Below are 18,582 nucleotides of genomic sequence, written 5' to 3'. Positions count from 1 at the left end.
CCCCCCACACCCACCTTAACTAATTCCCCTGGGGGGGCCCCCCGGGCGGCTCCCCCGCCGCCGAACGCGCCTTGGGCATCCCCAAATCCCGTCTGAGCCGCCGCATCAGCCAGCTGGAAACCGACCTGGGCGTGCGCCTGCTGCAGCGCTCCACGCGCCGCTTCGCGGTGACCGACGTCGGCACCAGCGTGCACCGCCACGCGCAGACCATGCTGGCCGAAGCCCAGGCCGCGCGCGAAGTGGTGGACCGCCTCAGCGCCGAGCCACGCGGCCTGGTGCGCGCCAGCGTGCCGGTCTCGTTGGCGCAGATGCAGCTGCCCAAGCTGCTGCCGAAGTTCCTGGCCCAGTACCCGAAAGTGCGCCTGCAGCTGAACATCAGCAACCGCCGCGTCGACATCATCAACGAAGGCTATGACGTAGCCCTGCGCGTGCGCTCACGCCTGGACGATGACGGCAGCCTGGTGATGCGCAGCTTCGGCCAGGTGCAGGAACTGCTGGTGGCCAGCCCGAAATACCTGGACCGCGCCGGCCGCCCGAAAGACCCGGACGAACTGGCCAACCACGTCACCCTGAGCATCAGCGAAGACGAAGCCCGCCAGCGCTGGGAACTGCACGGCCCGGAAGGCGCGGTGCGCCGCGTCGACCTGCAGCCGCGCGTGGCCGGTTTCGACTTCCCGCTGCTGCAGAGCATGGTCAAGGACGGCTTCGGCATCACCATGCTGCCCGAAACCGTCTGCGCCGACGCCGTGCGCAGCGGCGAGCTGGAAGTGGTGTTGCCGGAATGGTCGCTGCCGCAGGGCATCTGCCACGCGGTGTTCGCCTCCCGTCGCGGCCTGCTGCCGGCGGTGCGGGTATTCATCGACTTCCTGGCCGAGCACCTGCCGCCGCAGCTGGAGGCCTCGCGCCTGGACTGCGGTGGGGCGTGCGAGCGCGCCAAGGAGAAGATCCGGGCCAGCGCCCTCGGTGCCCTGGCGGTAGACGCCGGCTGAGCCTGGTGCTGGCGGCCTTGGGCAAACCGGGCCGCCCATGCGAGAATACGCGCCCGGCCCAGGCCGGCCCGCATATGGAGAGATGGCCGAGCGGTTTAAGGCACCGGTCTTGAAAACCGGCGAAGGGTCATTCCTTCCGTGGGTTCGAATCCCACTCTCTCCGCCAGATACGCAAAACGCCCCGAAAGGGGCGTTTCGCGTATCTGATGTAGAGCCACGCCCTGCGTGGCTGCACACATCAGTGGCGAGCATCATCCTTGGCCTTGCCCACTTCGCTCTGCACCTTGCCAACTTCCTTCTGCACCTTGCCTTCGATCTCCTGCGACTTGTCACCGGTCACCTTGCCAGCGACTTCCTTGACGGTGCCCTTGACCTGGTTCTTTGCGCCTTCAGTACGATTCTTGTCCATGAGCTGATACCTCGAAGTTGAGCCCGTTGTGGGTGATTCCATCCTGCGTGCAGCGCGGTATCGAGACGGTGAACTCCAACATCACGCCACGCACATCCCGTGAGTGTCGTTTCACGCACGCGCCGTATCCTGCGGCCATTCACCTACAAAAGCCGCGCGCATGAACGCCCCGTCACCCGATCGCTACGACGTCATCATCATCGGCGGCAGCTACGCCGGCATGTCGGCCGCACTGCAACTTGTGCGCGCCCGCCGCAGCGTGCTGGTCATCGACACCGGAACGCCGCGCAATCGAAACTCGCTGGCTGCGCATGGCTTCATCGGGCAGGAAGGCCTGCATCCGGCGGACATCGCGTCGCAGGCGCGCACCGAACTGATGCGCTATCCCACGTTGACCTGGGTGGAGAACAAGGCCGTAAGCGCCCGCGTGCTGGAAGAAGGCACGTCCTTCGACGTCGGCTGCGAAGACGGCCGGACGTTCACTGCCAATCGCCTCGTCCTGGCCTATGGCGTCACCGACACGCTCCCCTCCATTGACGGCCTGGCCGAACGCTGGGGTCGCAGTGTCTTCCATTGCCCCTACTGCCACGGCTACGAACTCTACGAAGGCAATATCGGCGTGATCGGTTGTTCCGACGATGGTGGCGCAGGGCAGGCGCTGCTGTTGTGTGACTGGGGCAGGATTACGCTGTTCTGCAGTAGTCCTGACAGCATCGACCCGGAGCAGCGCGAACGCCTGGGCGAATGCGGCGTGGTGATCGAATCCGAACGCATCCTGCACGTGGAGGATGCCGCCACGGTCGCGTTGGAGGGCGGTCGGAAGATCGCGCTGGATGCGCTGTTCCTGCTTCCGCATTCAACCCTTTCCTCGGACATCGCGGAGCAGCTTGGCTGTGAGCTGATGGACGCCGGCTGCATCACCGCCGATTCGGCCAAGCAGACCACGGTGCCCGGCGTGTTCACCTGCGGCGATGCCGGGCGCATGGCCGGCAGCATCGCGCTGGCGGTGGGCGAGGGTGCGCTGGTTGGGGTTGCTGTGCACCGCTCGCTGTTGGGGTTGCTGGACTGATTGTTGTCCCGGCCACGCAGGGCGTGGCGCTACCGTAGGGCCGTTGCTGCCGGTGTCTGCCTTGGCTTGTGCTGGCAGCGTGGGTAGCCGGAACACGAGGCGAACTCGCCATAGGGTCCGGTACGCTGCACGATCACGCCGCCGTCGCAGACCGGGCAGGCCTGCTCGCGGATCGGTTCGCCGTTGATCGCCGTGATCGCCACCGCACCGTCGCGAACCAGCTCATCCAGGAACGGCGAACGCTTGCCCTGTACGGTGAACATCGCCACCGAGCGTCGCGCGCGGGTCAGCGCCACGTAGAACAGGCGGCGTTCTTCGCTCAGCGGGAACGTATCCGCATGTGGCATCGCCAGGCCCAGCACCGGATCATCGGCGCGTGCGCTCGGGAAGCTGCGCTCGAGCATCGCCGGCAGGATCACGATATCGGCCTCGGCGCCCTTGGCGCGGTGCGCGGTGAGGAAGCTCAGTTCCAGGTCCGCACCGAAACGTGAGGTCCAGTGCGCGGGGAGGTAGGATCGCTCGGCGTTGTAGCGTCCCAGGATGAACACCGACAGCCGTCCATTGCGCCCCGGCGCGATGGCGCCGCTGCGCACCTGCTGCTGCAACCGCTGCAGGTACTGGTAGATCGCATCCTGCAGGCGGTCGCGCGAGGCCACCTGGAACGCCTGCAGCACCGCACCCTGTGCCGGGGTGGAGGAGCGCACCTGCTTGGCGATCTGCGCCGGGTTCCTGGAAATGAAGCGGCTGGAGGCATCGCACAACGCCTGCGGGCAGCGGAACGTCTGCGCCAGCTGCAGCACCTGCGATGGTCCGAAAGTGTCGTCGAACCGCGTCATCACGGTCACGTCGGCACCGGCGAAGCGGTTGATCGACTGCCAGTCATCGCCCACCGCAAACAGGTGCCGGCCTGGCGCCTGTACCAGTGCCCGGCACAACCGCGCACGGGCGCGCGAGGCATCCTGGAACTCGTCGGCCATCACCAGCAGGTACGGAGCCTGGTAGCGACCCTGTTCCAGGAACTCGGCGGCTTGGTTGAGCATGTCTTCGAAGTCGATGGCATTCTCGGCCGCGAGTGCGTCGTCCCAGGCATGCAGGATCGGCGTGGCCAGTTCCAGGAACAGCCGGTAACGGTGCTTGAATCGGTCCTCCGGCAGCTGGCGCAGGCGCTCGGCCAGGTCGGCCACGGAAAGCCCGTTGCTCTTGGCGTGGCTGATGAAGGTGCGGAGCAGGCCGATCAGTTCGCTGTCCGGCATCGGCCGGGCGCCGTCTTCGGGCAGCTCGCGGTCCGGGTTGGGATCCAGCGCGAGGTCGTGCGCGGTCAGCGCGTCCGTCAGTGCGTCGAACAGCTCGCCACTGCGCAGCTGCGCGGCCGTGGTTTCCAGTCGTACCGCATCGTTACCGCGTGCATGCACACCGGGGGCATCGTCCATCCGGTGCACGTGGTACAGCGTGGTACCCGGATAGAAGAAATCCGCGCAGCCCGGTTGCCAGGTATCAGTGGCGGTATCCAGCACCGGGTGCGGTTCGTAGGTGTAGTCCACGCCGTTGTAGAACAGCCAATCGGCGATCACGCATTCTTCGATGTTGCCCACCCGCTCGCCGCGCAGCGTGCGCACGTAGCGGTTGCCGTCACCATCCCAGCCGTCGGCCGGCGCGGTCTGGCCGCGTGGGGGCAGGTCGCGCGCGAACACCAGCCGGAACATGTCCCATTGCGTGCGGAAGTGCAGCGAGCGGTCCTTGAGCCGGTCGATGATGTCGGCCAGGTGGTTGAAGCCCTGCGTGGCATCCACCGCCCACGACGGCACCTCGGGCATGCGCCCGGTCACCTTGCCGATGATCTGCCGGCCCAGGGCATGGAAGGTGCAGGCCGTGACGTCGTCGGCGGGCAGGCCCAGCCGCGCGAACGCGGCGGCGGTGCGCTGCTGCAGTTCGCTGGCCGCCTCCTTGTTGAAGGCCAGCATCACGATCTGGTCCGGTGCCATCAGCCCGCGCTCGACCGCATAGGCGGCCTTGGCGACCATGGTCGAGGTCTTGCCCGATCCGGCGGCGGCCACCACCAGCACCCGGCTGTCGAAGCACAGCACCGCACGCGCCTGCTCCTCGCTCAGGGGAAGGCGCTCGACACGCGCCAGCAGCTCCGCGGCTTCACTGCGCTCGGCCTGCAGGTGCGCGTCATTGTGTGACGCGAACCTGGCAGCCCAGTCACCGGACCAGCGCAGCAGGTCCTCCTCGATCGCGGCAGCGGTGCCGTCCAGTTGCGGGCGCAACCTGGGATCGTCAAACACGGCCCACAGCGCCTCCTCATCCAGCCGCAGGATGGGGCGGCGCTGCAGCAGCGCCTGCTGCTGTTCCAGGGTCAGCCAACATTGCTCCGCCTCGACGCGTTCGAGCAGTGCGTCAGCCTCCGCCAACCAGGCGCGCAGCTGGGCCAGCGCCTCGTTGGCGTCGTCGAGCCGCTGATCCTGCCGATGGGCGTGTGCGCTGGCCGACCACAGCGCCTGCAGCGCGTGCGCCTGCACATTGGGCAATCCACCGAGCTCGAGGTCACCATCCTCGGTAGCGAACCACAGCGTGGTCCAGACCGGCCCGCGCTGCACGCGCCACGCCTGTGACGCGGCAACGGCCAGCGAATAGCGCTGCGTATCCACGGTCAATTCGAATCGGTCATCGATCCGGCGCAGCTGCCAGTCCGGCGAGCGCGAGAGGCGTCGGCCCCACGGGGAAGGGGACCAGGCGTGCGTCATCTGTACATCGGCAATGAAGTAGGTGCGCCATGATAGGAAAATCCAAACGAAAAAACCCCGCCGGGGCGGGGTTTCTTCAGCGGGGCGCCATGCTGCGGATCAGCGCTCGCAGGCAACCGCCTCATTCGAACGCGACTGCCGTTCCACCAGCACCGCCACGCCCCACAGCAGCAGGCCGCCCAGTGCGGTGGCCGCGCCCACATAGCCGGTCACGGCCGGGCTGAAGCCGGCGCCGATGGCCATGCCGCCGAACCACGGGCCAAGCGCGTTGGCGGTATTGAACGCGGCGTGGTTGGACGCAGCGGCAAGCGTCTGCGCCTCACCGGCCACGTCCATCAGGCGGGTCTGCAGTACGGCGGCCAGGGCGCCCATCGTGCCCACGGCGACGATCATCGGGAAGATCGTCCACACCGAGTTGGCTGCCAGCGGATAGGCCAGCAGCACCACGATCGACCACAGCAGCACCACGGCGGCGGCGCGGAACTGGAAGCGGTCCACCAGCCAGCCACCGGCGACGTTGCCGATGATCGCGCCGATACCGAAGATGCCCACGGCCACCGGCATCCACGATTCGGCCAGGCCGGTCACCTGCACCAGGGTCGGCGCCAGGTAGGTGAACACACAGAACATGCCGGCAAAGCCCACCGAGCCAATCGCCAGCGCCAGCCACACCTGCGGCCGGTTGAACGCGCGCAGCTCGCGCATCGGCGAGGTGCGCACTTCATCCGGGTCGGGCAGCAGGAAGCGCGCGATCATCACCACCGTCGCGATGGCGAGCACGCTGACCAGCGCGAAGGCGGTGCGCCAGCTCAACTGCTGGCCCAGCCAGGTGGTGAGTGGGTTGCCTACCAGGATCGCGATCGACAGGCCCAGCAGCACCTTCGACACGGCTGCACCTCGCTGCGCCGGCGGGCTGATCGCCGCGGCCACCAGCATTGCCACGCCGAAGTAGGCGCCATGCGGAAGGCCGGCGATGAAGCGGGCGATCAACATCGTCGCGTAATCCGGGGCCAGTGCGCTGGCCAGGTTGCCCACGGCATAGAAGCCCATCAGGCCCAGCAGCAACGTGCGCCGCGCATAACCGGCACCGGCGAAGGCCAGCAGCGGGGCACCGACCACCACGCCGATGGCATACGCGCTGATCAGGTGGCCGACCTGGGTTTCGCTGATCGACAGCCCGCGGCTGATTTCCAGCATCAGGCCCATGCTGGCGAACTCGCTGGTGCCGATGGCGAAGCCGCCCAGCGACAGGGCCAGGATGATCAGCGTCCGCTGGCGTGAAGACAGCCGCGCGGCCAGGGGAAGGGTAGTGGGGCTCATGGGACCGGTGGGGCGGAGTACGTGGTCGGGTATTGTACTGCTGCAACGCAACATGCGTCTGAAACGGGCGCATTCGCCATTGGAAAGCTGTGGGCCGAACCAGGCATGCCTTTAGATAAAGCATGACGGTGGCGTCGTGGCGTCTTCTTCACATGATCTTCACGACGTCACCTCCGGGCGTGTGCAACCTGAGGTCACATCAACGCGAGCACACAAGGATGCGGCTGACATCCAATTTCACACTCGAAGAATTGACCGTTACCTCGACCGGTTTGCCAAACGTGGCCAATCGCACTGAGCGTGCCGCGCTGCTCGCCTTGGCCGAACACGTGCTGCAGCCGTTGCGCGATGCATTGGGGAAACCGGTGTACATCACATCGGCATTCCGCTCCGCCGCAGTGAACCGCGCAGTGGGCGGCGTAGCCGGCAGCCAGCATCGCAAAGGCCAGGCGGCCGACATCCGCGTGCAGGGCATGACCTCGATGGCGTTGGCGCAGCGGATCGTCGCGTTGGGCCTGCCGTTCGACCAGCTCATTGAAGAGTTCGGCGAGTGGGTGCATGTGTCGTATGCGCCGCAACCGCGACAACAACAATTGACGGCAATACGGCGTGAAGGTCGCACGCGCTATCTACAGGGCCTGTAGCAGCGTGATGAACGCGATCTCGTTCCATTGTCCCACTACGCGCACCAGTGTCGCGAATACACCTGTATTCACAGCTGTATTGTAAGTAATTTCTGATTGGCATCGTCGTAAACGTGCATTAGCATGCGCGCATTGGCATCAAGCCGAGGGAGCATGCGTGATGGTGGAATTCCCTCATGCGTTGCGGGTTGATGGCAGGTTTCAGCTGGTGGCTCTGACATATTCGCCGGTGTACAGTCCGGCCGATGTGTTTGGCTTCGCCGTTTTCACTTCCGACGGCGCGCGGCTGACCGATGTGGTGTCGCTTGATCAAGCGCACTCGCACTGGTCGCAGTTGTGCGAAGAAGAGAAAGAAACGCGCACGGTGCCACGCAGGCGCCGGCGCTAGACGCAGCGCCTTGGGGCGCGTCATGGAGGATTGGTTTGTCCACGCAGAAGATTGTTGTCACCGCTGTTGTCATCCTCTTGACCGCACTTGTTGGCTACTGCCTTGCCGGCTACCTCACGCTGCTGTTCCTCGGCCTGGATACCGGGCTGTTCAAGTGGAACACCTACTACCAATACGTCCAGGCGATGGATCAGCCGGCGGTTGCGCCGTACCTGACCAAGATCAAAGCGGCGGGCGTGGTCGGTTTCAGCCTGCCTGTCGTGGCCTGCCTCGTCGCGCTGTTCTTCGTGCTGAAGCCGAAGAAGAAATCCCTGCACGGCGATGCCCGCTTCGCGCAAGCGGCGGACCTGGCCAAGCACGGTCTGTTCAAGAAGACCGACAACGGCATCGTGGTCGGCAGCTTCGGCGGCAAGCTGGTGCGCCTGAGCGGCCAGCAGTTCGTGATCCTGGCCGCACCCACCCGCTCGGGCAAGGGCGTGGGCGTGGTCATTCCCAACCTGCTCGAGTACGGCGAGTCGGTGGTGGTGCTGGACATCAAGCAGGAAAACTTCGACCTCACCAGTGGCTGGCGTGCCAGCCAGGGCCATGAGGTGTTCCTGTTCAATCCGTTTGCCGAAGACCGCCGCACCCATCGCTGGAATCCGCTCAGCTACGTCTCCGACGACCAGGCCTTCCGTGTGTCGGAGCTGATGAGCATCGCCGCCATGCTGTACCCGGATGGCTCGGACGAGCAGAAGTTCTGGATCAGCCAGGCCCGCAACGCGTTCATGGCCTTCACGCTGTACCTGTTCGAGAACTGGGACGACGAGCGCCGCCAGGGCTTCCCGGGCGGGCAGGGCACGCCGACGCTGGGCGCGGTGTTCCGCCTGTCCACCGGCGATGGCAGCGACCTGAAGAAGTACCTCAAGGCGCTGTCCGAGCAGAAGTTCCTGAGCGGCAACGCGCGGTCGGCGTTCGCCAACCTGCTGTCGCAGGCCGATGAGACCTTCGCGTCGATCATGGGCACCTTCAAGGAGCCGCTGAACGCCTGGATCAACCCGGTGCTGGACAAGGCCACCAGTGCCAACGACTTCCTGCTGACCGACCTGCGCAAAAAGAAGATGACCATCTACATCGGCATCCAGCCCAACAAGCTGGCCGAAAGCCGACTGATCATCAACCTGTTCTTCAGCCAGATCATCAACCTCAACACCAAGGAACTGCCCAAGTCCAACCCGGACCTGAAGTACCAGTGCCTGCTGTTGATGGACGAATTTACCGCGATCGGCAAGGTGGACATCATCGCCTCGGCGGTGTCCTACATGGCCGGTTACAACGTGCGCCTGCTGCCGATCATCCAGAGCATGGCCCAGCTCGACGCCACCTACGGCAGGGACGTGTCGCGCACCATCATCACCAACCACGCCCTGCAGATCCTCTACGCGCCGCGTGAGCAGCAGGATGCCAACGACTATTCGGAAATGCTCGGCTACACGACCGTGCGCAAGAAGAACGTCACGCACGCCCGTGAAAAGACCCACAGCTTCACCGAAGAGCGGCGCGCGCTGATGCTGCCGCAGGAGCTGAAGGCGATGGGCAACGACCACGAAGTGTTCCTTTACGAGGGCATTCCGCATCCGGTGAAGTGCGACAAGATCAAGTATTACCAGGACCGTTACTTCACATCGCGTCTGTTGCCGAAGACCTCGGTACCGACGTTGGATCTGTAACCGTCGCATGTGAAGGCATGTGACGTGCGTCAAAGAAACAACGCACGAACGTTAAAAAATTGTCGCTTTTGACGTTGATTTGACGCGAATGTGTGGCATCGTATTTGTGATGGACGTTCTGTACGTCATGAATTTGTTGTTGAGACCAGTGCTGGAAGACATGCACTGAAGCAGTCAAGAGGAACATGGATGGCTTTTCTCGGGTTGGGTGTGCAGGCGCAGGGGCCGGACAGGCGTTCGGGGCGTTTACACACCAGACGGGGCGGGGGCCCGGTTGCACCGGTGAAAGGTGTTGCTTGCATCCAACGTTGCGTTGTCGGGCCTGACCGCAGGCCACGACACGCCAGCGTGTTGCCGTTTTTTCCCGGTTAAAAGCCGCTATTCCGTACGTCATAGGGAAGTTCGTATGAAGCAAGCGTTTCTGTCTAAGGGATCCATCAGCGTTGCCACCGCCGTTGCCGTGCTGCTGCTGGCCGGTTGCGCCACGCCGCCGGCGCCGGATTTCGGCGGTCGCTGGAAGCCGGTGAACCGCTTCGCCAGCACCACCATGGAAATCCCGCTGTACACCAGCTACGTGTACCAGGCCTCGCCCATGGACGGGACCTTGAAGACCATGCTTGAACGCTGGGCCAAGGATTCGGGGATGACGCTGGATTACCGCATCAGCTCCGATTACACGCTGTATGGCGCGGTTTCCACGATCGGCACCACCAATCCGCAGCAGGCCATGATCGATCTCACTGCCGCGTATGCAGGGCAGGGCGTGTCGGTGTCCATCGTCGGCAACCAGATCGTCGTGCAGTCCGCTTCCGCCGCCTCGCCGACCGCTGCCGCCGGCAGTGTCGACGCGTCCAGCGGAAGCTGAGTCCGCGCCCCCTTGATGTTCCAGCAGTACGGATGACCCCATGTTCCGAAAGAAGGACGCAGGCAATAACCCCAAGGTCGACCAGGCGGTCGCCAAGGCGGTGAGCTACGAGTTGACCGTTGCCGACATGGCGCGCCGCAGCGAGCGTCGCGCCTGGTGGGTGGCGACCGGTTCGCTGGTGATGTCGCTGGCGTTGGCCGGCGGCTACTACTACATGCTGCCGTTGAAGGAGAAGGTGCCGTTCCTGGTGATGGCCGATGCCTACACCGGCAACGCGACCGTGGCCCGGTTGGCGGGCAATTTCGGTGACGGATCGATCACTGCCAACGAAGCTATCAACCGCAGCAACGTCGCCCAGTACGTGATGGCGCGCGAGTCGTTCGACTCTGCGGTGATGGGCCTGCGCGATTGGGACCTGGTGTTCACCATGTCGTCCGAGCCGGTCGCCGCCACCCAGCGCCAGCGCTATGCGAACAACAATCCGCAGAACCCGGTGTACGTGTACGGCACCAACAAGGCGATCCGGATCAAGATCCTGAGCATCACGCCGCTGGCCGCCGAAGGCAACGGCAGCTTCCGCGGCGCTTCGGTGCGCATCCAGCGCAGCCTGCTCGACAAGACCACCGGGGTTTCCCAGTTCCTGGACAACAAGCTGGTCACGATGCGTTTTGATTACCGCACCGACCTGGCGTTGAGCGAACAGGACCGGATTCTCAATCCGCTGGCCTTCCAGGTCACCGAGTACCGCGTCGACAACGACTACGCCCGCGGCGTGCCGGTGCCCGACGAAGCCGACATGACCAAACAGGCCAACCAGGCCGCTGCGGCCCAGGCCGCCCAGGCGGCAGCCGCGGCCGCCGCAGCGCAGGTGTATGACCCGAACAACCCGGCGGCTGCCACCATGATCGATCCGGCCACCGGCCAGCCGGTCGCGGTACCGGCCCAGGCAGTACCCGGCCAGATGCTGGTGCCGGGGCAGCCGGTGCCGGGCCAGATGACGGTGCCGGGCCAGGCCGTGCCGGGGCAGGTGCCCGGCCAGCCGATGCAGCAGCAATTCCCCGGGCAGGCACTGCCGGGCCAGGCGATACCAGGACAAGTCGCGCCGCGGCAACCGGCCAGCGTGCCGGCACAGAACGTTTCCACCGGAACTGCTGAGGGAGCAAGCAACCGATGAGTAGTAGCAAACTTTGGTGGGCCGCATTGGCCTTGGTGCCGATGATGTCCCTGGTCTCCGCGCCTGCGAAGGCCCAGGTGGTCGACCACTACGAATACGAACAGGACCGCATCTATCCGGTGCGCACCGGCCTGGGTCTCACCACCCAGATCGAACTGAGCCCGAACGAGAAGATCCTGGATTACAGCACCGGCTTCAGCAGTGGCTGGGAGCTGACCCGTCGCGAGAACGTGTTCTACCTCAAGCCGAAGAACGTCGACGTGGACACCAACATGATGGTGCGCACCGAGACCCATTCGTACATCTTCGAATTGAAGGTGGTGGCCACCGATTGGCGCCAGCTCGAACAGGCGCGCCGTGCCGGCGTGCAGTACAAGATCGCCTTCAGCTACCCTAGCGATACCGAATTCGGTACCGCCCAGCAGGCGGTGGACGAAGAGGTCAAGCCGCTGCTCAGCTCGGAACTGGCCAAGGATCGCCAGTACAACTTCGACTATTCGTACTCCACCCGCCGCGCCAAGAAGATGGGCTGGCTGATTCCGGTCAACGCCTACGACGATGGCCGTTTCACCTACCTGAAACTGCCGGCGTCGCCGGAGTACAAGACGGGCATTTTCCCGGCGGTGTTCGGCCGTGAGAGCGAGTACGGTGAGGATTTCGTGCTCAACACGACGGTGGAGGGCAATTCGCTCATCGTGCATGGCACCTATCCCTACCTGGTCATCCGTCACGGTGACAACGTCGTTGGTCTGCGAAGGAACGTGAAGAAATGAGCCAGCACAACACTCCCGGCAACGAGCCGAACCACGGCCGCGACGACGGCGACGCGCCGAGCAATCCGTACTACGGCCAGAACGTGGCCGACAACAATCCCAACCTCGATGCCGCCGCGCCGCAGCTGCGCTCGGCCGAGGAACAGCGCCTGAACCGCAAGGCGCTGGCGTTCCTGGGCGGCATCCTGGTGTTGATCATCGCCATGGGCTTCCTGCTGCTGCGCAAGAGCAGCGACGACCAGGACGGCCCGGCCAGGGTCAACGAACAGGCACGCGTGTCCACCCCGGAACTGCCGACCGCGCAGCCGGTGCTGCCGCAGGCCCCGGTCGCCGATGCGCAGCCCATTGAAATGCTGCCGCCGTTGCCGCCGCCGGCGCAGGACAACCCGTACCGCACACCGCCGGCGATTCCCGACGACTCGGGCTTCTCCAACGAACCGCGTCAGCCTTCGCTGCTGGATCGCCGCATGGCGTCGGGCAATGGTGTAGGCGGTGGTGCGCTCGGCGGGTCCGATGCGCAGGGTGGGGCAGGCGGCCGTCCGGATGATGAGTACACCCGCGCGATGATGGCGCAGCTGCCGGGTGCGCAGCAGCCGGCACCGACCAAGGTCCGCCGCGGTCCCGACGTGGAAGATGTCTCCAGCGCTGCCTTCATCCGCAGCCCGGATGCGCTGCTGGTGCGCGGCACCTACCTGCGCTGCGTACTGGAAACCCGCATCATCACCGACGTCTCCGGCTTCACCTCGTGCCTGCTGACCGAACCGGTGTACTCGATCAACGGTCGCAGCCTGCTGCTGCCGAAGGGTTCGAAGATCTACGGTGCGTATGGCGGCGGCCCGAAGGGCAAGCGCGTGGAAGTGATCTGGGACCGCATCACCACCCCGAACGGCATCGACGTTGCCATGTCCAGCCCGGGCATCGACCAGCTCGGTGGCGCCGGCCATCCGGGCGACTACAGCGCGCACTGGGGCAGCCGTATCGCCTCGGCGCTGATGATCAGCCTGATCGCGGACGCCTTCAAATATGCCGCGGCCGAACACGGCCCGGAGACCACCACCATCAGCAGCAGCGGTTTTGCCGTGCAGTCGCCCTATGAGAGCGCCACCGCGCGCAGCATGGAGCGCCTGGCCAACGAAGCGATGAGCGAGCGTCGCCCGCCCACCGTCACCATCAACCAAGGCACCGTGATGAGTGTCTACGTGGCCAAGGACGTCGATTTCAGCGACGTGCTGCCGCGCCGCCGCTGATCGCCTGGACAGAACATGGACGCCGAAGTGGCCCCTGTAGCCGACGTTTCCAGTGAGTTTCTCAGGTACCAGTACGAGGTTCTGGGCATTCACCAGTACATGACCTCGCCCGATGTGACGGAAATCTGCATCAACCGTCCGGGCGAGGTGTACCTGGAAACGCGTGACGGCTGGCAGCGTGTGGAAGTTCCCACGCTGACCTTCGAGCGTGCGCGCCAGTTCTGTACCGCCGTGGTCAATGAAAGCAACACCGGCCAGCGCATCACCGACGTTGATCCGGTGGTGTCGCTGACCTTCCCGACCGGCCAGCGCGCCCAATTCGTGATCCCGCCGGCGTGCGACGCCGGCAAGGTGTCGATCACCATCCGCCTGCCGTCCAAGCACACCAAGACCCTGGAGCAGTACCAGAGCGATGGGTTCTTCAACCAGATCCTGGAACAGGGCCACGCGCTGAGTGAACAGGACCAGGAACTGCTGGCACTGCGCCAGAACCGCGATTACGCCGAGTTCTTCCGCAAGGCCGTGCAGTACCGCAAGAACATCGTGGTGTCCGGTGCCACCGGCAGCGGCAAGACCACCTTCATGAAGTCGCTGGTCAACCACATCCCGGCCAACGAACGCCTGGTCACCATCGAAGATGCGCGCGAGCTGTTCATCAGCCAGCCCAACGTGGTGCACCTGCTGTACTCCAAGGGCGGGCAGAGCGCCAGCAACGTCACCGCCAAGAGCTGCATGGAAGCGTGCCTTCGCATGAAGCCGGACCGCATCATCCTGGCCGAGCTTCGCGGCGATGAAGCGTTCTACTTCATCCGCAACTGCGCCTCCGGCCATCCCGGCTCGATCACCAGCTGCCACGCCGGCAGCCCGGAACAGACCTGGGACCAGCTGGGCCTGATGGTGAAGGCCTCGGCCGAAGGCTCCGGCCTGGAGTTCTCGGTGATCAAGCGCCTGCTGAAGATGACCATCGACGTGGTCGTGCATATCAAGGCGCATGCCGGCAGCCGCTACATCACCGGCATCGATTTCAGCCCCGAACGCGCGTTGGCCGCAGGGAGTGATGCCTGATGCTGCCCGGTCTTGAAGCCATGGTGTGTCCGGAAATGGCCGTGTCCATGGACGTGATGCAGCACGTGATCAACGTGGAATCCTCGCGCAACCCCTACGCCATCGGCGTGGTCGGCGGCGCGCTGGTGCGCCAGCCCAAGCAGCTGGACGAGGCCCTGGCCACCGTGCGCATGCTGGAAGAGAAGGGCTACAACTTCTCGGTGGGCCTGGCCCAGGTCAACCGCTACAACCTGGCCAAGTACGGGCTGGATTCGTACGAGAAGGCCTTCCAGCAGTGCCCGAACCTGCAGGCCGCCTCGCGCATCCTGGCCGAGTGCTATGGCCGCTCGGGCAAGGACTGGGGCAAGTCCTTCAGCTGTTACTACTCGGGCAACTTCACCACCGGCTTCCGCCACGGCTACGTGCAGAAGGTGTTCGCGTCCATTTCGCGCCAGCGCGGCAGCATGGTCGCCGCCAACGGCGCCGCGCCGATCGACGTGGTCAGCCGTGCCCAGCGCCGCGTGGTTGACGTGGCGCACCACCCGCAGTTCAGCGGCCCGCCGCAGGGCGTGGCCGAGGCGCGCGTGCAGGCCATGCAGGCGCTGTCGCCCACGTATGCACAGGCCGTCGTGCCGGTGGACCCGGCGCGTGCCTACGAGGTGTACCCCTCCACCGGCGCAATGGTGCGTGGCGGCCTGGTCCGCACCGCCGACGCGGCGCTGTCGCGCGTGGTGATGGGGGCCATGGACGCGCAGCAACCGGTCGCGCCACACCCCATGCCGGCACAGAACGACGCCGGCCCGGTGGTGGTGCGCGCGTGGAGTGAACGCAATGCCCCGGTGGCACTGCCCGCGCAGGCGATGCCTGCACAGGCCATGCCGGTACAGAACATCCCCCCAGGGGATGAAGCCTTCGTGTTCTGAAGGACCGATCCAGTCGTGTTAGACCATCAACAAGGAAAACCCACCATGAAGCGTAACAATCTCGATATCGCCAACGCCCAGCGCTCGCTGAAGACCGTCCTGATGGCCGTTGCCTTCGTTGCCGCGGTCTTCGTGCCGGACGTGTTCGCCCAGACCAACTTCGGCGGCACCGACAAGAAGGTCTGTGGCTTCTTCGACAACATCAACGGCCTGCTGAACATCGCTTCGATCGCCGTGGTGACCATCGCCGTCATCTTCGCCGGCTACCAGATCGCCTTCGCCCACAAGCGCATCGGTGACGTGGCCCCGATCCTGATCGGTGGCCTGCTGATCGGCGCCGCCGGCCAGATCGCCAAGATGCTGCTCGGTGACGGCAACGCCAGCTCCTGCGCCGGCAGCGCCACCGGCGCCATCATGAACGCCGTCCAGTACTACAGTGCATAAGAACGTCCTGTTCCGCGGCTGCACGCGGCCAGCGATGTTTCTGGGCGTTCCGTACGTCCCGTTCTTCCTGGTCGCAGGCGGCTTGCTGTTGCTGAGCATGTACATCGACATGCGGCTGTTGATCACCATCCCGATTGCCATCTTCATCCTGCGTCACATGGCCAAGCGCGATGAAATGATCTTCCGCCTGATCGGGTTGCGCCTGCAGTTCAAGTTCCGCGCGCGCAACCTGCAGCAGCACGACGGAATGTGGGTGTTCACGCCCAACCACTACCGCGACAAGCCGCCGCCGTCGGACTGACCACGGCACGCTACAGGCCGGGCAGGCGATCACATCGCCTGCCCGGTGCAGGCCCCGCACCATCCCCGCAGCACCCTTTGGAAGCGCCCATGTTCAGTCCCGATACCTCGATCAGCGAATTCATTCCCCTGTCGTCCCATGTGGCGCCGACGGTCGTCAAGACCACGGGTGGAGATTTCCTGCTGACCTGGCACCTGGAAGGCCTGCCCTTCGTGGGGCGCGAGGATTGGGAGCTGGAACACCGCCACAACACCTTCAATCGATTGCTGCAGACCCTGCGCGCACCGGATTTCGTCAACGTCGCCTTCTGGGTGCACGATATCCGCCGTCGCCGCCAGCTCAAGGGCAGCAGCAAGTTCGGCCAGCGTTTCAACCAGGACGTGTCCGACCAGTACATGGGCATGCTGTCCTCGCAGCGCATCATGCAGAACGAGCTGTACCTGACCATGATCTACCGCCCGGTCGTGTCCGGTAAGCGCTTCATGGACAAGTCCTCCAGCATCACCCAGCTGCAGGCCGAGCAGGACCAGTCCGTGGCCAAGCTGCTGGAAATGGCCGGCAACGTCGAGGCAGTCATCCGCGACTACTCGCCGTACCGCATGGGCATGTACGAAGCCAAGAACGGCATGGTGTTCTCGGAGACGCTGGAGTTCTTCGGCTACCTGCTCAACCGGGTCGACGAGCCGGTGCCGGTGCTGTCCGCGCCGGTCAAGGACTACCTGCCGATCAGCCGCCACATGTTCTCGGCCAAGACCGGCGATTTCGTGATCAGCACGCCCAACGGCGTCAATCACTTCGGCGCCATCCTCAACATCAAGGAATACGCCGAGGGCACCTATCCGGGCGTGCTCAACGGCCTGAAGTACCTGGATTTCGAATACGTCATCACCCACTCGTTCAGCCCGATGGGCCGCCAGGACGCGCTCAAGGTGCTCGACCGCACCAAGGGCATGATGATCTCCTCCGGGGACAAGGCGGTCAGCCAGATCGTCGAGCTCGACCAGGCCATGGACCAGCTGTCCTCCGGCAACTTCGTGCTGGGCGAGTACCACTTCATCATGGCCGTCTATGCCGACAGCCAGGAAAAACTGTCGCAGAACATCGCCACCACCCGCGCCGAGCTGTCCAACGCCGGGTTCGTGTCGACCAAGGAAGACCTGGCCGTCACCGCCTCGTTCTATTCGCAGTTCCCGGCCAACTGGCGCTACCGCACCCGCCTGGCCAACATCAGCTCGCTGAACTTCCTGGGCCTGTCGCCGCTGCACAACTTCGCCACCGGCAAGCAGCACAACAACCCGTGGGGAGACTGCGTGACCACGCTGCAGACCACCAACGGCCAGCCGTACTACTTCAACTTCCACGCCACCCACCCATCGGAAAACTCGCTGGGCGAGAAGGCGATCGCCAACACCATGGTGATCGGCAAGTCCGGTACCGGTAAGACCGCGCTGATCAACTTCCTGCTCAGCCAGGTGCAGAAGTACGATCCCTCGCCGACCATCTTCTTCTTCGACAAGGACCGCGGCGCGGAGATCTTCGTGCGCGCCTGCGGCGGCAACTACCTGGCGCTGGAGAACGGCCAGGCCACCGGCTTCAACCCGTTCCAGTGCGAGAACAACGAAGCCAACGTTCAGTTCCTGGCCGACCTGATCAAGGTGCTGGCCAACAAGAACGAGTACAGCGCCCGCGAGGAAGAAGACATCTTCCGCGGCGTCGAGAACATGCTCGACACCCCCATGCACCTGCGCAGCATGACCAACTTCCAGAAGAGCCTGCCCAACATGGGCGACGATGGCCTGTATGCGCGCCTGCGCAAGTGGACCTCGGGCAACTCGCTGGGCTGGGTGTTCGACAACCCGGTGGACACCGTGGACCTGAGCCGCGCCAACATCATCGGCTTTGACTACACCGACATCATCGACAACCCCGAAGTGCGCGTGCCGGTCATCAACTACCTGCTGCACCGCCTGGAATCGCTGATCGACGGCCGCCCGCTGATCTACGTGATGGACGAATTCTGGAAGATCCTGGACGGCGAGGGCGGCCTGAAGGAATTTGCCAAGAACAAGCAGAAGACCATCCGTAAGCAGAACGGCATGGGCATCTTCGCCACCCAGAGCCCGGAAGATGCGCTCAAGAGCGACATCGCCGCGGCGCTGATCGAGCAGACCGCCACGCTGATCCTGCTGCCCAACCCCAATGCCAGCCGCTCGGATTACATCGACGGCCTGAAGCTGACCGAATCCGAGTTCAAGGTGGTCACCGCCCTGGACGAGCGCTCGCGCTGCTTCCTGGTCAAGCAGGGCCACGCCGCCAGCGTGTGCCAGCTCAACCTGCGTGGCATGGATGACATCCTGTCGGTGATTTCGGCCTCCACCGACAATATCGACGTGATGCACCGCGTCCTGCTCGACGCCGCCCAGCGCGAGAAGGTATCGCAGGCCGACCTCACCCCGGACCAGTGGCTCAGTGAGTTCTACAGGAAGCGCAAGGGCTCTGGAAAGCCCGCCGGGACACGACAGGACGCCGTTGCCTGACG

General features: G+C 64.7%; 16 protein-coding genes, 1 tRNA gene and 1 pseudogene. 15 read left to right on the top strand and 3 right to left on the bottom strand.

Annotation, left to right across the window (positions count from 1 at the left end):
• Positions 1–56: 56 nt before the first annotated feature.
• Both QMX79_RS09400 and QMX79_RS09395 read left to right on the top strand, forming a co-directional pair.
• Positions 57–989: pseudogene (locus QMX79_RS09400) on the top strand (LysR substrate-binding domain-containing protein); the annotation flags it as partial.
• Positions 990–1,065: 76 nt separating this feature from the next.
• Positions 1,066–1,155 (top strand) — tRNA-Ser (locus QMX79_RS09395).
• Positions 1,156–1,227: 72 nt separating this feature from the next.
• On the opposite strand, the gene QMX79_RS09390 is transcribed toward QMX79_RS09395, so the two are convergent.
• Entirely contained in the window at positions 1,228–1,398 is a 171-nt protein-coding gene (locus tag QMX79_RS09390; protein ID WP_282246504.1) for a CsbD family protein, read from the bottom strand.
• Between the two features lie 160 nt (positions 1,399–1,558).
• Between QMX79_RS09390 and QMX79_RS09385 the strand changes: the two genes are divergently transcribed.
• A complete protein-coding gene (locus QMX79_RS09385) occupies positions 1,559–2,467 on the top strand; it encodes an NAD(P)/FAD-dependent oxidoreductase (protein WP_282246503.1) in 909 nt (302 codons plus the stop codon).
• Positions 2,468–2,496: 29 nt separating this feature from the next.
• Here QMX79_RS09385 and QMX79_RS09380 read toward each other — a convergent pair whose 3' ends face one another.
• Both QMX79_RS09380 and QMX79_RS09375 read right to left on the bottom strand, forming a co-directional pair.
• Positions 2,497–5,211, bottom strand: a complete 2,715-nt coding sequence (locus tag QMX79_RS09380) for a UvrD-helicase domain-containing protein (protein ID WP_282246502.1) — start codon at positions 5,209–5,211, stop codon at positions 2,497–2,499.
• A 99-nt stretch (positions 5,212–5,310) separates the two neighbouring features.
• Positions 5,311–6,531, bottom strand: coding sequence for an MFS transporter (locus tag QMX79_RS09375; protein WP_282246501.1), 1,221 nt, complete (start codon positions 6,529–6,531; stop codon positions 5,311–5,313).
• Positions 6,532–6,653: 122 nt separating this feature from the next.
• Here QMX79_RS09375 and QMX79_RS09370 point away from each other — a divergent pair, with 122 nt between their 5' ends.
• The 12 genes from QMX79_RS09370 (at position 6,654) to QMX79_RS09315 (ending at position 18,580) form a co-directional block, all read left to right on the top strand.
• A complete protein-coding gene (locus tag QMX79_RS09370; RefSeq protein ID WP_282246500.1) occupies positions 6,654–7,175 on the top strand; it encodes a D-Ala-D-Ala carboxypeptidase family metallohydrolase in 522 nt (173 codons plus the stop codon).
• 160 nt (positions 7,176–7,335) lie between these two features.
• On the top strand, positions 7,336–7,563 hold the full coding sequence (locus QMX79_RS09365) for a hypothetical protein (RefSeq protein ID WP_282246506.1): 228 nt from the start codon (positions 7,336–7,338) through the stop codon (positions 7,561–7,563).
• Positions 7,564–7,598: 35 nt separating this feature from the next.
• A complete protein-coding gene (locus QMX79_RS09360; RefSeq protein ID WP_282246499.1) occupies positions 7,599–9,272 on the top strand; it encodes a type IV secretory system conjugative DNA transfer family protein in 1,674 nt (557 codons plus the stop codon).
• A 406-nt stretch (positions 9,273–9,678) separates the two neighbouring features.
• Complete coding sequence (locus QMX79_RS09355) at positions 9,679–10,137, top strand: hypothetical protein (RefSeq protein WP_282246498.1); 459 nt, start codon at positions 9,679–9,681, stop codon at positions 10,135–10,137.
• 40 nt (positions 10,138–10,177) lie between these two features.
• The gene (locus QMX79_RS09350; RefSeq protein ID WP_282246497.1) at positions 10,178–11,311 is read left to right on the top strand and encodes a VirB8/TrbF family protein; all 1,134 of its coding nucleotides are present in this window, start codon (positions 10,178–10,180) and stop codon (positions 11,309–11,311) included.
• On the top strand, positions 11,308–12,084 hold the full coding sequence (locus QMX79_RS09345; protein ID WP_282246496.1) for a TrbG/VirB9 family P-type conjugative transfer protein: 777 nt from the start codon (positions 11,308–11,310) through the stop codon (positions 12,082–12,084). Before QMX79_RS09350 ends, QMX79_RS09345 begins: the two co-directional genes overlap by 4 nt.
• On the top strand, positions 12,081–13,331 hold the full coding sequence (locus QMX79_RS09340) for a TrbI/VirB10 family protein (RefSeq protein WP_282246495.1): 1,251 nt from the start codon (positions 12,081–12,083) through the stop codon (positions 13,329–13,331). Before QMX79_RS09345 ends, QMX79_RS09340 begins: the two co-directional genes overlap by 4 nt.
• A gap of 15 nt (positions 13,332–13,346) precedes the next feature.
• Positions 13,347–14,396 carry a P-type DNA transfer ATPase VirB11 gene (gene virB11 / locus QMX79_RS09335; protein ID WP_068852730.1) on the top strand — a complete coding sequence of 350 codons (1,050 nt, stop codon included), beginning with the start codon at positions 13,347–13,349 and terminating at the stop codon, positions 14,394–14,396.
• Complete coding sequence (locus QMX79_RS09330; RefSeq protein WP_282246494.1) at positions 14,396–15,298, top strand: lytic transglycosylase domain-containing protein; 903 nt, start codon at positions 14,396–14,398, stop codon at positions 15,296–15,298. The genes virB11 and QMX79_RS09330 overlap by 1 nt, the downstream gene beginning before the upstream one ends.
• 45 nt (positions 15,299–15,343) lie before the next feature.
• Positions 15,344–15,742, top strand: coding sequence for a TrbC/VirB2 family protein (locus QMX79_RS09325; protein ID WP_282246493.1), 399 nt, complete (start codon positions 15,344–15,346; stop codon positions 15,740–15,742).
• Entirely contained in the window at positions 15,735–16,043 is a 309-nt protein-coding gene (locus QMX79_RS09320) for a VirB3 family type IV secretion system protein (protein ID WP_083214171.1), read from the top strand. The genes QMX79_RS09325 and QMX79_RS09320 overlap by 8 nt, the downstream gene beginning before the upstream one ends.
• A gap of 89 nt (positions 16,044–16,132) precedes the next feature.
• Positions 16,133–18,580, top strand: coding sequence for a VirB4 family type IV secretion/conjugal transfer ATPase (locus QMX79_RS09315; RefSeq protein WP_282246492.1), 2,448 nt, complete (start codon positions 16,133–16,135; stop codon positions 18,578–18,580).
• Positions 18,581–18,582 lie beyond the last annotated feature (2 nt).

The sequence above is a fragment of the Stenotrophomonas sp. PS02300 genome (genome assembly GCF_029959395.1).
GTDB classification, from domain to species: domain Bacteria; phylum Pseudomonadota; class Gammaproteobacteria; order Xanthomonadales; family Xanthomonadaceae; genus Stenotrophomonas; species Stenotrophomonas maltophilia_AD.
Note: the sequence above shows the minus strand (reverse complement) of the source record. Positions and strands in the feature narration are given on the sequence as shown.

Excerpts from the sequence above, each read along its gene's own strand:
- QMX79_RS09390 (WP_282246504.1), bottom strand. The coding sequence starts at position 1,398 with ATGGACAAGAATCGTACTGAAGGCGCAAAGAACCAGGTCAAGGGCACC.
- QMX79_RS09385 (WP_282246503.1), top strand. The coding sequence starts at position 1,559 with ATGAACGCCCCGTCACCCGATCGCTACGACGTCATCATCATCGGCGGC.
- QMX79_RS09380 (WP_282246502.1), bottom strand. The coding sequence starts at position 5,211 with ATGACGCACGCCTGGTCCCCTTCCCCGTGGGGCCGACGCCTCTCGCGC.
- QMX79_RS09375 (WP_282246501.1), bottom strand. The coding sequence starts at position 6,531 with ATGAGCCCCACTACCCTTCCCCTGGCCGCGCGGCTGTCTTCACGCCAG.
- QMX79_RS09370 (WP_282246500.1), top strand. The coding sequence starts at position 6,654 with ATGACGGTGGCGTCGTGGCGTCTTCTTCACATGATCTTCACGACGTCA.
- QMX79_RS09365 (WP_282246506.1), top strand. The coding sequence starts at position 7,336 with ATGGTGGAATTCCCTCATGCGTTGCGGGTTGATGGCAGGTTTCAGCTG.
- QMX79_RS09355 (WP_282246498.1), top strand. The coding sequence starts at position 9,679 with ATGAAGCAAGCGTTTCTGTCTAAGGGATCCATCAGCGTTGCCACCGCC.
- QMX79_RS09350 (WP_282246497.1), top strand. The coding sequence starts at position 10,178 with ATGTTCCGAAAGAAGGACGCAGGCAATAACCCCAAGGTCGACCAGGCG.
- QMX79_RS09345 (WP_282246496.1), top strand. The coding sequence starts at position 11,308 with ATGAGTAGTAGCAAACTTTGGTGGGCCGCATTGGCCTTGGTGCCGATG.
- QMX79_RS09340 (WP_282246495.1), top strand. The coding sequence starts at position 12,081 with ATGAGCCAGCACAACACTCCCGGCAACGAGCCGAACCACGGCCGCGAC.
- virB11 (WP_068852730.1), top strand. The coding sequence starts at position 13,347 with ATGGACGCCGAAGTGGCCCCTGTAGCCGACGTTTCCAGTGAGTTTCTC.
- QMX79_RS09330 (WP_282246494.1), top strand. The coding sequence starts at position 14,396 with ATGCTGCCCGGTCTTGAAGCCATGGTGTGTCCGGAAATGGCCGTGTCC.
- QMX79_RS09325 (WP_282246493.1), top strand. The coding sequence starts at position 15,344 with ATGAAGCGTAACAATCTCGATATCGCCAACGCCCAGCGCTCGCTGAAG.
- QMX79_RS09315 (WP_282246492.1), top strand. The coding sequence starts at position 16,133 with ATGTTCAGTCCCGATACCTCGATCAGCGAATTCATTCCCCTGTCGTCC.